This is a genomic window from Rhodopila globiformis, from assembly GCF_002937115.1.
Lineage (GTDB): Bacteria > Pseudomonadota > Alphaproteobacteria > Acetobacterales > Acetobacteraceae > Rhodopila > Rhodopila globiformis.
In genome coordinates, this window is sequence record NZ_NHRY01000096.1 from 1 (window position 1) to 13,995 (window position 13,995).

Sequence of the window (13,995 nt, forward strand, 5' to 3'; positions counted from 1 at the left end):
CCCATCGTCATGGCCCGGCTTGTCCGGGCCACCTATTCCAGCACTTGTGCCGCGACAGGTGGCCCGGACAAGCCGGGCCATGACGATGTCGGAACGCTCTCGGCGCCCAGGCAAGCATTTGATTTTACGGTCATTTCCGACTCGTTTCCAGGATGTGTGCATTGCGTAGGGCGTGTCCCGGCCATCTGCGCTGCAACGGCGGGAAGCGGATGGCCGGGACACGCCCGGCCATGACGGTGGGGCAACGGACCGGGCGCCATATCATTTCGTATTTGCAACGTAAGGCCGCCCAATCCTCTCTGTGTCGCCTTACGCCTCCGGCATCACCCCCAGGATTCGCGCGAACCGCTCGCGATAGACCGGCCAGACCTCGGGGTTCAACAGCCGCGGCGGCTTCTTCCCGTCCAGCATATCCAGCAACTGCTCCGCCGCGATCTTCGCGATGGTGTGGCGGGACTGCCGGGTGACGCCGGCGTTGTGCGGGCTGACGACGACGTTGTCGAAGCCCATCAGCGGATGGTCCGGCGGCGGCGGCTCCTCCTCCCACACGTCCAGCCCGGCGCCGCTGAGTTGCTTTGCCGCCAACGCCGCGGCCAGCGCCGCCTCGTCGTGGATGCCGCCGCGGGCGGTGGTGATGAAGTAGGCATGCGGCTGCATCTGCGCGAACTGCCCGGCACCCAGCATGCCGCGAGTCTCCGCCGTGTGCGGGCAGTTCACCGAGACGAAGTCGGACTGGCGCAGCAGGTCTTCCAGCGTCTCCACTTTCTCCCCACCGCGTGCCGCGATCTGCTCGGCCGTCAGGTACGGGTCGTAGGCCAGCACCCGCATCCGGAACAGGCCGCGGCACAGCTCCGCCAGGCGCGTGCCGACATGGCCGATGCCGATGATGCCGATGCTGCGGCCCAGGATGTCGTCGCCCATGAAGTCGCGGCGGTGGTACGGCGTGCCGCGGCGCATGATGACATTGGCGGTGACGATGCGCTTCGACAGCGCCAGCATCATGCCCAGCACGTGCTCGGCCACGCCTTCCTTGTTGCCGCCTGCCTGGTTCACCACGGCGATCCCGGCCTCGGTCGCGTCGGCCAGGCCGAGCGTGTCGAAGCCGGCGCCGGTGGTGGACAGCAGCAGCAGGTTCGGGCAGCGGCGCAGCAGTGGCGCGAAGCCCTGGAACCGCATCGCCAGCTCCTGGCGGCTGGAGCCGATCTGGTAGGCATGCGCGCGGGCGAGGACGGGTTCCGCCTCGGCGTCCGGCGTGTCGTTTGCCAGCCGGTCGACCTGGATGTCGGGGCGGGTTGCCAGCATGTCGAGGAAGACCGGGGCCGCGACGTTGTTGACGTAGAAAACCCGCTTGATATTCGGCGGCATGGCAAGCCTTTCGTGGGACGATGGACGCCGGGCAGTTAGCCCCAGCTGCCGGTTCCGGGCAACCAACCGGGTGCCGGTCCGATCGCCCGTTCATGCCGGCCGGCGCCCGGAAGCGTGTTGTTGTCTGAACCGGATTCATGCGCACGAGAAAAAACCGCATGACGGATGCGATGACAGCGCCTGCCGATTGTTGCAGCGGTCGGCCCATGACGCCACCCCATGACGCCGCCCGATGCGCCGGCGCAAGGCCACCCGGCCGGAAGCAGGCGCGGCGTTAACCACTCGGAAAGCTTTCCCCGCTAGCAATAGGGATGACGGGACGTGTGTCCACGCCGCCGTCTGACCCAGAATGGATCGCGCCTTGGCACCGTGAACAAGCTGCTCGACACCCTCCGCGCCTTCGGCCTGGTCCGGGTCCTCGCCCTGGCCGGGGTCGCCATTGGCGTGCTGGGGGCGTTCCTGATGCTGGAACTGCACGGGGTCAACACCAGCCGCATGACGCTGCTGGTCTCCGACCTCGATTCGCACAGCCTGCAGCAGGCGATCGAGGAGCTGGACCGCCGCAGGATCCCGTACCGGATGGACGAATCCGGCGGCCAGATCTTTGTCCCCGATTCCGAGGTCAGCACCGCCCGCGCCACCCTGACCAAGGCCGGCCTGTCGGTCGCCAGCGGCACGGGCTACGAGATTTTCGACCGCGGCGACGACTTCTCGGCGACCGACTTCGACCAGCAGGTGAAGCTGACCCGGGCGCTGGAGGGCGAGTTGGCGCGCACCATCCAGTCGGTGCGCGGCATCGTCCGGGCGCGCGTGCACCTGGTGCTGCCGCGGCGCGAGCCGTTCGCGCGGGAGCAGCGGGAGGCGCAGGCCAGCGTGATGCTGACCCTCGCCGGCCGGCAGATACTGCCGCCCGAGGCGGTGCAGTCGATCGTCGACCTGGTCGCCGCCGGCGTGCCCGGGCTGAAGCCGCAGAACGTCACGGTGGTGGATTCCAACCTGCACCTGCTGGTGCAGGCGGGCGACGCGGATGATCCGCGCCTGCGGTCGCTGCGCGCCGAGGACGTCCGGCACAGGCTCGAACTGCGCCTGGCGCAGGGGGTCGAGGACATGCTGGAACGCAGCCTCGGCCCCGGCCACGTCCACGCCGAGGCGTCGATCCGGATGAACTTCGACAAGGTCAACGAGACGGAGGAACGCTACGATCCCGACGGCTCGGTGGTGCGCAGCACCCAGACCGTCAATTCCAGCAACAAGACAACCGAGAAGGCGGCGCCGGTGTCGCTGCAGAACAACCTGCCGAACGCCGATGCATCCAGCCAGGCCAGCGGCAGCCAGGAGGCGCGGCAGGAGGAGACGACGAACTACGAGGTGACCAAGACCGTCCGCGCCATCATCCACGACCAGCCGCAGGTCGAGCGGATCGCGCTCGCGGTCATGGTCGACGGCGTGGACAGCGTTGGCGCCGACGGCAAGCACATCTGGAAGCCGCGCCCGCAGGCCGAGCTGGACCGGATCGAAAAGCTGGTGAAGACCGCCATCGGTTATGACCAGAAGCGCGGCGACCAGGTCGACGTGGTCAGCATGCCGTTCGTCAGCACGGCCGACGAGTCGTCAACCGACATCACGGTGGCGCCGGAGGCACAGCGTGCCCGGCTGATGACGATCGTGCAGATGGTGGCGTTCAGCGTCGTCGGCATCGGGGTGATCCTGCTGACCGCCCGCTCGGTCTTCGCCGGCCTGGCGCGGCCGCCGGCATCGGTTGCCGTGACCGGCCCGGCTGGCGAGGCTCTGCCCGGCGCCACCGGCCTCAGCCTGGAGCCGCAGATCGCCGCCGGGGCGCCGCGCGGCATCACCGACGAAAGCCCGCCGCCCGAGGATGACGAGATGGTCACGCTGAACCGGATCCAGGGCCAGATGCGCGCCTCGTCGATCCGCAAGGTGGGGCAACTGGTGGACCGCTACCCGGATGCGACGCTGGGGATCGTCCGCGGCTGGATCGCCTCGGACACCAGGTAGCGGTGGCGTTTGCCGGGCCGCCGCCGGCGGGGCAATGCCGAGCAGCGATGCCGCGGGCGGACAGGCCCCATGGGCGCTACGAAGGAGACGGCCAAACGGCGGCCATCCCCGATCGTCATGCCGGGCGACGGCCCGGCATCCACGCCTTGCGATGCCGCTATCGGCAAAAGGCGTGGATGGTGGGCCTTCGCCCACCATGACGTTGTGGCAACGCCCGTGCCAGTGGCCGCCTGAGTTAGCGCCCATGGGACAGGCCCTGGCTCCTGCTTCGCGCGCCATGCCATAGGCCCGCGATTTCCGGTAACGCCGGCCTTGCTCTAACATCGCGCGACCAGAAAAAGGGGAGCGAGCCAATGGCCACGACGACGTTCAACATCGGCGGCATGACCGTGCACCGCATCATCGAAATGGAGTGCGGCCTGACGCCGGCGCTGGAGTTCCTGCCGAAGCTGACGCCGCAGATGCTGGACGAAAGCCGCGACTGGCTGCGCGCGCCGCGGGCGCTGGACGAGGCGGACCGCCTGGTGCTGTGCTTCCAGTCCTATGTCGTGCGCACCGGACGGCACGTGGTGCTGGTCGACAGTTGCATCGGCAACGACAAGGACCGTCCCACCCGGCCGATGTGGCACCGGAAGAAGGACACCGTCTTCATGCAGGGCCTGGCGGATGTCGGCCTGACGGTGAACGACGTCGATTTCGTTCTTTGCACGCATCTGCATGTCGATCATGTCGGCTGGAACACCCGGCTGGAAAACGGCCGCTGGGTGCCGACATTCCCCAACGCGCGCTACGTGTTCTCGAAGAAGGAGCTGGACTACTGGCTGGCCGAGAACGACAAGGCGACGGTGCCGCCGATTGCCGACAGCGTCATCCCGATCGTCGAGGCGAAGCGCTGCGATTTGGTCACCAGCGACCACGCCCTGAGCGACGTCATGACGCTGATCCCGACGCCCGGCCATACGATCGACCATTACGCGGTGACGCTGGGCAAGGGCGGGCGCGACGCGGTGATCACCGGCGACCTGATCCACTCGCCGCTGCAGGCGAAATGGCCCGACCTGGCGGCCTGGATCGACTACGACCCGGTCCAGAGCACGGCGACGCGGCGGAAGTTCCTGGAGACCTACTGCGACACCGATACGCAGTGCTGCTTCGCGCATTTCCCGTCGCCGTCCCGCGGCTACGTGAAGCGGTGGGGCGACGGGTTCCGCTGCGACTACGTCGGCGGCTGATCAGGCGCCTTCGACGAGCCGCATGTCGCGCTCGGCCCCGTCGCCGAGGGCGTCCAGCGCCTCCTGGTAGCCGGGGCTGTCGTGGGTGGCGATGGCCTGCGCCAGGCTGTCGAATTCGATCACCACGGTGCGCTGGTTCAGGCCGGCCTCGTAGGTCTTGGCCGGCATGCCGCGCACGACGAACCGGCCGCCGCCGGCCGCGATGGCCGGGCCGGCAAGCTGGGCATAGGCGGCGACCTTGTCCGGGTTGGTGATGGCGCGATAGGTGGTGATCCAGTAGGCTTTGGCCATGGCGGGTCCTCGTGGTTGGCGGATGGCGTGTGCACCCGGAGTGTGCCCGCCCAGTGTGCCCCCTGGGTGATCGCGGGACAATCGGGGGATCAGGCGCGGACAGCGACATGGGCGCTGCCGGCCGCCAAGGGGCCTTCAGGGAAGAACAGCGTCATTGGGTGCAGGGCACTGTCCTCTCGCCGTCATGGCCTGCGAAGGCCGAGCATCCACGCCTTGTGCTGATCGCGGCAAAGGCGCGGGTGGCGGGCCGGCGGCCACCCTGACGGTTGCGGCGGCCGTGCGACAAGCGGCGTGGGTATCCTGCATCAGGCCCTACCGGGTCATCAGGGGGCCCAGGGCGACGATTTCGACGCGGCGGTTCTCCGGACTGAACGGCCGTTGCGGATACAGCAACTGCAACGGCCCAAACCCCTGTGCGCGGATCGGCGGTGACATGACGCCGTGGCTCCGGAGGTAGTCGCTCACCGCCTTCGCCCGCAGATAGGACAGGGAAATGTTGTAGGCAAAATTGCCCCGCAGGTCGGTGTGCCCGTTGATCTCGTAGGCGACGCCACGCAGCCGCGCGTCATTCAGCGCTTCCACCAGGGCGTTGAGCACAGGGATCGACTCCGGACGGATCGAAAAATCGCCGAACCCGAACCGGATGCTGACGAGAATCCTGCGTTCGGTGTAGGCCGGTGCCGGCGCCGCCGGCGGCTGCGGCGCCGCGACGATCGGGAAAGCCTGCGGCAGTGGCGGGGCGGGCGGGGGCACACGCTGGCAGGCCGCCAGCAGGACAAGTGGTCCCAGCAGGCGCGCAACGGGCAGAGCCGGCATACGGCGCTCGGTCACCGGTGAGGATCCTTGGCGGGTGCCAGCGCATCGACGATTTCGGCGGGTGTCGGCATGCGCTGGCGCATGTCGGTCCCGGCCACGCGCGGCGGACGCAGCCCGAGCCGGTGCTCGACGGCCGCGGCATCATGCGGCATCGTATCGTTCATCGCTTTCGTCGCCGGATCGAGCGGCAGCGCGCGGGCAGCCCTGGTCACCGCGCCGGCCGGGCCGTCGGGCTGTCCCGTGGCGCGAGGACCGGACGCAGCCTCCGGTCCTGTCGCCTTGATGGCCGGGCGCGCGGGACCGACGACGCGCGACTGGACGACGCGCCTTGTCGGCAGCGACGTCCTCATCCGGTCCGGTGACGGCGGCCCGGGCGCGGGACGGACGGCGGCAGTGTCCAGACGGTTGCCGCCCATGCCGTCGCCGCCCCTGGGGATCCGGACGTTGCGGCACAGGTCCGGTTCCTGCAGGCAGTGCTGGATCCGCTCGTAAAGCTGCTGCGGCGTGCCGCAGGGCTCTCCCTCGACATAACATTGGCGCAATTCCTGCGCCGCGGGACGTACGGCAAGAGGCTGAACCGCGGCTATGATGCCTGCAGCCAGTATCGCGCGGGCCGGTAGCCTGGGATGCATTTTCAACTGACGATGACCTTGTCGCCAGGGACAGCGGAACATGCATCCCAGAGTATGGTGGATTGGTTAACACTCCGTAAACGAACGCGCAGCGTCGAACACGTCATTTGCCAGGCTTGACTGAGCCCGCCCATGGTATTGCGGCAGAACCTGTCACAGACGGCCGAAGGAGGGAAACATGTCGTTCATCGCCTCGAATGGCCTTACCGAGGCAGGCACCGCCAGGACCATCGCCGCCGGGGGCATGACGGTGCACTACCACGACATCGGTTCGGGGGAGCCGGTGTTGTTCCTTCACTCCTACGGCCCCGGCACCACCGCGTGGATCACCTTCCACCGGGTCGTCGGCGCGCTGTCGCAACATTTCCGCTGCGTCCTGATGGACCTGCCGAATTTCAGCAAGACGGGCCCCATCGTCTATCACGAGGGACTGCACGCCGTGCAGGCCCGCACCGGGGCCGCGCTGCTGGATGCACTCGGCATCGACAAGGCGCACTGGGTCGGCAACTCGCAGGGCGGGCAGTCGGCCATGGTGGCGGCCATCAACCACCCCGAGCGTGTCCGCAAGTTCGTCATGGGCGGCTCGCACATCGGCACCGGCGGCGATCGCTACCTGATGGCCAACCGTCCCTCGGAAGGCGCCCGGGCCACCCGCGCGGCGCTGGACGACCCGAGCCGCGAGGCCATCCAGCGCTATCTGCGCGTGCACATCGATGACCAGAGCCTGGTGACCGACGAACTGGTGGATTACATCCACCACGCGCACACTTGGTCCCCCGCGTTCATGGAGGCGCGCCGCCAGTCAGTCAGCGTGCCGCACGACTACACGCCCGAACTCGCCGCCATCAAGGCGCCGGTGCTTTTGATCCACGGGCGATACGACCGGATGGTGGCGTTCGAGGTCAGCATCGCGATCCTGAACCATATCGAGGACTCGCGGTTGGTGCTGCTGAACAACTGCGGCCACTGGGCACCGTTCGAGAAGCCGGCGGAGTGGACGGCGCACGTGCTGACGTTCCTGCGCGGATACTGACCGCAACCGCCGGCGCACGGAGGTTTCCCGCGCGCGCAACCGGGCGGCGGGCCGATGGAGACGGCAAAAAACCGGGTTGCGGCCTGTGATTCACCTGTGCGGCGCCGCGGCCCGGCTGGCGGAGCCTGTCGCCGCGTGGGTCCAGGGGCGAGGCCCGGCTGATACGCATCCGTTACAGGAAGACGCTCAGGTTCTTGTCCAGCAGCACATTCGCGTCCAGCACGATCGTCCGCCGTGCCACCTTCCATCCGCCGTCCACGCGCCGCAGCACGTCTTCCCGGTAGCCGGACAGCAACTGATGGTCCGTTTCCAGGTGGGAACGGTAAACCAGGAACGCGGTCCTCGCCCGCACCTCGCCATTGTCCAGCGGCTCCGCCTCCAGGTTGCCGATCAGGTGACGGGTGCGCGAGGGTGGGTCCTCGGCCCAGGCCATTCCGGTATCAAGCCGATCCACCCGCATCGCCAGGTAGCGCTTGTCCTCCTCCAGGATCGCCAGGTCGCCGAGCGGCGTCAGCTCCCGCTGCGCCTCGCGCCGGGGAACGTTCTTGCGGCGCGGCATGAAATACAGCACGTCGTCGGTGAAGAGATCGAGCCACGCGCGGAACTTGCGCTCGTCGAGCAGCCAGGCCTCGCGAATGTAGAACGGCATCAGATCGAGCCACAGCGCCTGCCGCGGCGTCAGCGTCGCGGCGTCGGGTTTGTCGTTTGCGTTCACCGGTTCGCCTTTCCCTTATCCCCGCATGGTCGCCGTGCCGTCGAACCGGGCCCGGATCGGGTCGAGCGGGATGCCGGCCCAGCTGTCCGCGTTCATGAACTGCTCCCAGCGCATGTAGAAGAGCCGCTGGTTGTTCTCGGAAATGTACCGCTCCGAGACCAGTCCCGGATAGTCGGGATGCGGCCCCGCATGCCCTACGCCCATCGACAGGTCCTGCTTGTGCCGGCGGGCGAAGCGGCTGGTGCTCGCTTCGGTCACCTGGCGCCAGTTGTCCACGTCGTCCTGCTCGAACATGCCGGCGGCGCCGTTGTTGGCCTGGCTGCCGATGCGGATCACGCGCTTCAGTTCCTCGGGCGCGTCCCGCTCCAGCAGCACGAAGTGCCAGAACTCGGTCTTCAGCGGGCCGCGCGGCAGGGCGAGGCGGAACCCGAGGATTCCGTTCGGGAAAATCGAATGGTTGCCAAGCTGCACCCGGCGCGCGCGGAGCGTGCCAAGCCGCCGCTCGACCTCCGGCGTCGTGGCGCGGTGGTAGTCCTCGAACAGCCGCATCGTCTCGGTCGAGACGCCGTGCATGTAGCGGGGCTGGTTGTCATCCGCATCGCGAAACGTAATCGCATGCCCGTTGACGAACACGTGCTTGTTTGGGCTGCGGAACTGATCGTCGTGCGACAGCCGCGGGCGGCCGAGGAAGCGGCTCTGCACCGCGGCACTGGACAGATGGCTGGTCGGGACGTGGTAGTTGTCCGAGCAGTTGTCCACCATGGTCTTCCAGTTAGCGGGCTCCAGCCATTTCGTCGGGCCCAGCGCCTGCATGCCGCCGTCGCGCCGGTTGAACACGGTGTCGAGGTACCAGCGCGCGTCCCCCAGGTAAGCCTCGAGGCCCGGCGCGTCCTTCGCCCAGGTCGCGAAGATCAGACCCGCATAGGTTTCCACGTGGGCCTCGATGAGGCCGAGCGACGCAAAGTCGAGCGCATCGTAGTACGCCTCGGACTTCCCGGGGACGTGCTCCAGGCTGCCGTCGTTACGATAGGTCCAGCCGTGATAGGCGCACATGAAACGTTTGGCGTTGCCGTCGTCGCAACGTACCACGCGGTTGCCGCGGTGGCGGCACATGTTCAACAGCGCGTGCAGCCGGCCTTGCCCGTCGCGGGTGAGGATGACCGGATCCTCGCCCATGTAGGTGTGGAAGTAGTCGTCGGGGCCGGGCACCAGGCTCTCATGACCGATCATCAGCCAGGCGCGCCCGAAGATCTTCTCCATTTCCTCGTCATAGATCGCCCGGTCGCTGAAGATGCCACGGTCGATCTTGCCGGTCGCGGGGTCGATGACGGCGTGTTTCCGCGTGGTGCCCATATCCGGATTCTTCCTCCCGCGGTCAGCATAGCAGGGATCGAGGCGGATCAGCAGGGGGCGGCGTGGCGTCATCGTCAATATGGCGCCCTGGCGCGTGCGGGGGCCGTGGCAAGGAGGCGGCCGGAAGCCACCCCGATGAGCGCAGGAGACGAAAATCCTTGCAATTTTCCTGATTTCGGCATACAGAACAAAAATAGAACATCAATGTCGCGAACAACGTCAACGGATTGGCAGCCATGACAGATGATCCAGTAACAGGCGGACCGGGCAGCAACCGAGTGTCTGTCCGGGCAGTACTGGCCTTCGACGGGGAGGATGTGACGCAGGCGCTCGGCGAGGCCGGCATCTTCGATCCGGTCGCGGTGCCGGCCCTGTTCGGTGATGCCGCGGATCCGCCGGGCGGTATCCTGGGTGACGGCATCACGCCAAACCTGGTTGCGGAAATCGAACTCGACGAACCGGGCGGCGTCAGTCCGGACGTCGAAGCCTCTCCGGCTTCCACGGGGATGGAGCAGCCGTGGGACCAGACGGCCACCACCCGGGTGCCGGCGGTCCATGGCGGGCAGTCGCTTGTGCCCGTGCGCAAGCGCAGACATCGACCGACGGGCGCGCCGCCCGCACCGGCACACGCCCTGGGGCGTCAGTTGAAATAACCGGTCGGCCGGAGCCGGCGAAGCGGCCTCTCCCCGTCATGGTGGGCGCAGGCCCACCATCCACGCCTTTGCTGCGATCAGCACCGCAAGGTGTGGATGACCCGCCTTCGCGGACCATGGCGGGGAGAGGAAGGTGCGTCACACCCAATGCCACGGTGATTTCCTGACGGGCCTTATGTCGTGAATCGACGATGCGCGGCCGCGTCGTTCACGCCGGCGGCTTGCAGGAGACGCAGGCGCTCGCGGCACATCGCTTTCATGCTGTCCGGAGGCTCTGCCGACAGGCTGACGACCGCCAGCGCCGGGCGCGGCACAGGTGTTACCCTTTCGCACCGATCGCCGCAGTGCGTTCGCCGCCCGATCCAGAGGAGCAGTGACAGCACCTGGTACAGGTGCAGCGCCACCCCGGCGACCATGCAGGCCAGCAATATGATGAAAGGAACCATCATCACCTCCGGCAATGCTCGGGCACTTCCAGGCATCAAGCCCGGCTGGGAGTCTCCCGACCGCTTCCGCGCTTGATCAATACCGGCTCGGCGCAAACCTCATCCCGCGCTTCGCCGCACGACGATTGGTCCAGTCAAAGCCAGGCGCCTGACCGGAGACGTTGTTGGTATCCCGGCCAGATCCACGTTCGCCTCCCGGGTTATGCCTTCACCGCTGCCGCAGCGGACCGCCCGGGCGAGGGACCGGGCCATGTCCGCCATTGCTACTGGGATCGACCGGCATGGCTCTGGCAGCAGGCGAGGAGAAGAGGCAGGTCGAGGGTCCTGAACATATCATGAACAAAAACCTGCGCAAGTGCCTTATGACGAGGCTGAACGGCTATGCGCAGGATGCAGGGACGGAGTCCGCTGCGCTTCTTTCGCGCCAACTTCCGCCGCCCTCATCCCGTTTTCCCATGAAGATGCCGTCTCCTGAAGATGCCGTCTCCCGGGCGCCGGTCGTCTCTCTATCGTCATGGCCGGGCGTGTCCCGGCCATCCGCTTCCCGCCGTTGCAGCGCAGATGGCCGGGACACGCCCTACGCAATGCACACATCCTGGAAGCGAGTCGGAAATGACCGTAAAATCAAGTGCTTGCCTGGGCGCCAAGAGCGTTCCCCCATCGTCATGGCCCGGCTTGTCCGGGCCACCTGTCGCGGCACAAGTGCTGGAATAGGTGGCCCGGACAAGCCGGGCCATGACGATGGGGGAACGCAGCGGCGGACCGTTTCCGAGATGTGTGCATCCCGTAGGGACACGCCCGGCCATGACGGTGGGGCAACTGCCCCGCCCATCTTCCGCCATCGCGGTGCCGGCGGCGCCGGCCGGCCAGCGCCGTGGTGACGGATATCTGCCTGCAGCCCCCTGTCTCCCGGCAGCGACGCACCCTGGGCGCTCGCCGCCACGCCCGTGCCGCCCTTCACACCGTTGCTGCCACGATGCCGGCCGCGCATGATGCGGCGTATCATCCCTTCAACCGGACCCCACCGTGCCCGAGCCATTCTCCCTGAAGCCGATAGGCACGCTGCACACGCCCTGGCGCACCATCGGCGCGTGCCCGCGTAACGGCCGCCAGCCCGATCCGGCGCCGGTCTGCACCGCGCGCGTGCTGCCTGCGTTCCTCGACGGGCTGCAAAGCCTGGAGGGCTTTTCCCACCTGATCCTGCTCTACTGGCTCGGCCAGCCGGCACCACCGCGCCTGATCGTCACCCCGCCGTTCGACCCGCAGCCGCGCGGCGTCTTCGCCACCCGCGCGCCGTTCCGGCCAAACCCCATTGGCCTGTCAGTCGTCGCCTTCGACGGGTTCGCCGCCCCGGACTGCCTGACGGTACGGTTCCTGGACTGCCTCGACGGCACGCCGCTGCTCGACATCAAGCCCTATTTGCCGACGACGGACAGCGAGCCGGGGGCGGCGATGGGCTGGCTCGACCCGCACGCCACCCGCAACCGCAACACCCCTGGCAGTCCCGGTGGCGTCCCTCCGGGCTGATCAGCGGAACAGCACCGCCACCTTCGTCAGCGTCGTCCAGACCCCCCACAGGATCGGCACCCCGACCACCGCCCAGGCCAGCGCCGAGGCCGGCGTCAGCGCCGGCACGCGCGAGGTCTGGATCATCGGCGCGTCGTGGTGGTCCTGCGCCGCGGCCACCGCCTCGGGCGACATGAACCAGCGATGCGGCACCGGCCGCACCAGCAGGTTGGCGATCAGCCCGATCACCAGCAGTCCCGCCAGCAGGTACAACGTCACGTCATACACCGACGACCGGGGCACGCCCGAGGCGATCGCCGCCTCGCGCATGTAGCTGACCAGCACCGGGCCGATGATGCCGGCGGTGGACCACGCGGTCAGCAGCCGCCCGTGGATGGCGCCGACATACTGGGTGCCGAACAGGTCCGCCAGGTAGGCCGGCACGGTGGCGAAGCCGCCGCCGTACATCGACAGGATGATGCAGAAAAAGGCCGCGAACAGCAGCATGCTGCCGGCATGCGCCGCCCACGGCGCCGCCGCGTACAGCGCGATCCCCAGCAGGAAGAACACGAAATAGGTCGTCTTCCGCCCGATGTGGTCCGACACCGACGCCCAGAAGAACCGTCCGCCGATGTTGAACAGCGACAGCAGCCCGGCGAACCCGGCGGCGACCACCGCCACCGCCATCCGCTGCTTGTCCGTCAGCGCCGTGAACGCCACGTCCGGATGCCCGGCCAGGGAGCCGCCGAAGATCTCCTGCAGCATCGGCGAGGCCATGCTCAGCACCCCGATGCCGGCCGAGACGTTCATGCACAGCACCAGCCAGACCAGCCAGAACGCCGAGGTCTTGTGGGCGTCGCGCAGGTGCACCTGGCCGTGGGTGATCATCGCCTTCAGGTTCGGCGCGGGCGGCGTCCAGCCCGCCGGATGCCAGCCCGGCGGCGGCACGCGGTAGCCTAACGCGCCGCCCAGCATGAAGACGAAATAGATGAGGCCCAGCACGACGAAGGTCTGCCACACGCCGGGCGCGCCCGGGGTGCGGAAGCGATCCATCAGCATCTGCGCCAGCGGCGCGCCGATCATCGCGCCGCCCCCGAAGCCCATGATCGCCATGCCGGTGGCCATGCCGCGGCGGTCCGGGAACCACTTGATCAACGTCGAGACCGGGGAGATGTAGCCGAGCCCCAGCCCGACTCCGCCCAGCACGCCGGTGCCCAGCCACAGGATCCACAACTGGTGCAGGATGATGCCGGCAGCGCCCAGCAGCAGGCCGCCCGACCAGCAGAAGGCGGCGACCACACCGGTCTTGCGCGGGCCGACGCGCTCCACCCAGCCGCCCCAGACGGCGGCGGCGGCGCCCAGCACGAAAATGAACAGGGTGAACACCCAGTTCAGGTCCGCCACCAGCCAGTCGCACCGGGTGGTGAACAGGGCATGCAGGATGCCCGAGCCGGCCGGGCAGGCCAGCGGCTTCTCCCCGCCGATCGCGTGCGACAGCGGCAGCCAGAACACGCTGAAGCCATAGGCCATGCCGATGCACAGATGCATCGCCACCGCCGCCGGCGGCACCAGCCAGCGATTGTAATCCGGCGCGGCGATGGTGCGCTTTCGGTCGAGCAGGCCGGGCAAGGGCATCGCCCCGCCCAGGCGGGATGTGGTGGCGCTCATGGAAGTCTCCCCTCATCAAGTCTTTTTTTGTTTCAGTACAATGGCCGCGGCCGGTTCGGGCCGCATGGGTGCCGGAATCGCGGAATACGTTTCCTAACGTAACCGGGAGTTCCCCCGGCTCTGCCGGGGAGGCAGCAGCAGTTTGACATTTGCGGGGGTAGGCCCCGGTTCGCCCATCAATGAAACTCTGGAGCGTGAGCCGCCAAAGCACACGCTGATGGAGTTCCATCAATGGACGAATTCGAGAGCCTAAATCACACCAAATGGGA

Annotated in this window: 13 protein-coding genes; 5 read left to right on the forward strand and 8 right to left on the reverse strand. The window is 67.8% G+C overall.

Annotation, left to right across the window (positions count from 1 at the left end; translation table 11 throughout):
• Positions 1-309 precede the first annotated feature (309 nt).
• The gene (locus CCS01_RS10130) at positions 310-1,365 is read right to left on the reverse strand and encodes an NAD(P)-dependent oxidoreductase (protein ID WP_104518709.1); all 1,056 of its coding nucleotides are present in this window, start codon (positions 1,363-1,365) and stop codon (positions 310-312) included.
• Positions 1,366-1,734: 369 nt separating this feature from the next.
• Here CCS01_RS10130 and fliF point away from each other — a divergent pair, with 369 nt between their 5' ends.
• Together fliF and CCS01_RS10140 are read left to right on the forward strand one after the other, a co-directional pair.
• A complete protein-coding gene (gene fliF, locus CCS01_RS10135) occupies positions 1,735-3,381 on the forward strand; it encodes a flagellar basal-body MS-ring/collar protein FliF (protein WP_158258328.1) in 1,647 nt (548 codons plus the stop codon).
• Between the two features lie 353 nt (positions 3,382-3,734).
• The gene (locus tag CCS01_RS10140) at positions 3,735-4,613 is read left to right on the forward strand and encodes an MBL fold metallo-hydrolase (protein WP_104518711.1); all 879 of its coding nucleotides are present in this window, start codon (positions 3,735-3,737) and stop codon (positions 4,611-4,613) included.
• Here CCS01_RS10140 and CCS01_RS10145 read toward each other — a convergent pair whose 3' ends face one another.
• The 3 genes from CCS01_RS10145 to CCS01_RS10155 all read right to left on the reverse strand — a co-directional run bounded on the left by CCS01_RS10145 (position 4,614) and on the right by CCS01_RS10155 (position 6,262).
• Positions 4,614-4,904: a DUF1330 domain-containing protein gene (locus tag CCS01_RS10145; protein ID WP_104518712.1), complete on the reverse strand. Its 291-nt coding sequence runs from the start codon at positions 4,902-4,904 to the stop codon at positions 4,614-4,616. It abuts the gene before it with no gap.
• Between the two features lie 312 nt (positions 4,905-5,216).
• The gene (locus CCS01_RS10150) at positions 5,217-5,735 is read right to left on the reverse strand and encodes an OmpA family protein (protein WP_146101656.1); all 519 of its coding nucleotides are present in this window, start codon (positions 5,733-5,735) and stop codon (positions 5,217-5,219) included.
• Positions 5,732-6,262: a hypothetical protein gene (locus CCS01_RS10155; RefSeq protein ID WP_104518714.1), complete on the reverse strand. Its 531-nt coding sequence runs from the start codon at positions 6,260-6,262 to the stop codon at positions 5,732-5,734. The genes CCS01_RS10150 and CCS01_RS10155 overlap by 4 nt, the downstream gene beginning before the upstream one ends.
• A gap of 268 nt (positions 6,263-6,530) precedes the next feature.
• Between CCS01_RS10155 and CCS01_RS10160 the strand changes: the two genes are divergently transcribed.
• Positions 6,531-7,385, forward strand: a complete 855-nt coding sequence (locus CCS01_RS10160; protein WP_104518715.1) for an alpha/beta fold hydrolase — start codon at positions 6,531-6,533, stop codon at positions 7,383-7,385.
• Between the two features lie 172 nt (positions 7,386-7,557).
• On the opposite strand, the gene CCS01_RS10165 is transcribed toward CCS01_RS10160, so the two are convergent.
• The gene (locus tag CCS01_RS10165; protein WP_104518716.1) at positions 7,558-8,100 is read right to left on the reverse strand and encodes an aromatic-ring-hydroxylating dioxygenase subunit beta; all 543 of its coding nucleotides are present in this window, start codon (positions 8,098-8,100) and stop codon (positions 7,558-7,560) included.
• A gap of 15 nt (positions 8,101-8,115) precedes the next feature.
• Complete coding sequence (locus CCS01_RS10170) at positions 8,116-9,453, reverse strand: aromatic ring-hydroxylating oxygenase subunit alpha (RefSeq protein WP_158258329.1); 1,338 nt, start codon at positions 9,451-9,453, stop codon at positions 8,116-8,118.
• 236 nt (positions 9,454-9,689) lie between these two features.
• Between CCS01_RS10170 and CCS01_RS10175 the strand changes: the two genes are divergently transcribed.
• Positions 9,690-10,106: a hypothetical protein gene (locus CCS01_RS10175; RefSeq protein WP_146101657.1), complete on the forward strand. Its 417-nt coding sequence runs from the start codon at positions 9,690-9,692 to the stop codon at positions 10,104-10,106.
• 173 nt (positions 10,107-10,279) lie between these two features.
• Here CCS01_RS10175 and CCS01_RS10180 read toward each other — a convergent pair whose 3' ends face one another.
• On the reverse strand, positions 10,280-10,552 hold the full coding sequence (locus CCS01_RS10180; protein WP_146101658.1) for a hypothetical protein: 273 nt from the start codon (positions 10,550-10,552) through the stop codon (positions 10,280-10,282).
• 1,026 nt (positions 10,553-11,578) lie between these two features.
• On the opposite strand from CCS01_RS10180, the gene tsaA reads away from it, so the two are divergent.
• Positions 11,579-12,079 (forward strand): tRNA (N6-threonylcarbamoyladenosine(37)-N6)-methyltransferase TrmO, encoded by a 501-nt coding sequence (gene tsaA / locus CCS01_RS10185; protein WP_104518720.1) that lies wholly within the window; start codon positions 11,579-11,581, stop codon positions 12,077-12,079.
• Here the strand turns inward: tsaA and CCS01_RS10190 are convergent, their stop codons facing one another.
• Positions 12,080-13,726 carry an OFA family MFS transporter gene (locus CCS01_RS10190; RefSeq protein ID WP_104518721.1) on the reverse strand — a complete coding sequence of 549 codons (1,647 nt, stop codon included), beginning with the start codon at positions 13,724-13,726 and terminating at the stop codon, positions 12,080-12,082.
• Between the last annotated feature and the right edge of the window lie 269 nt (positions 13,727-13,995).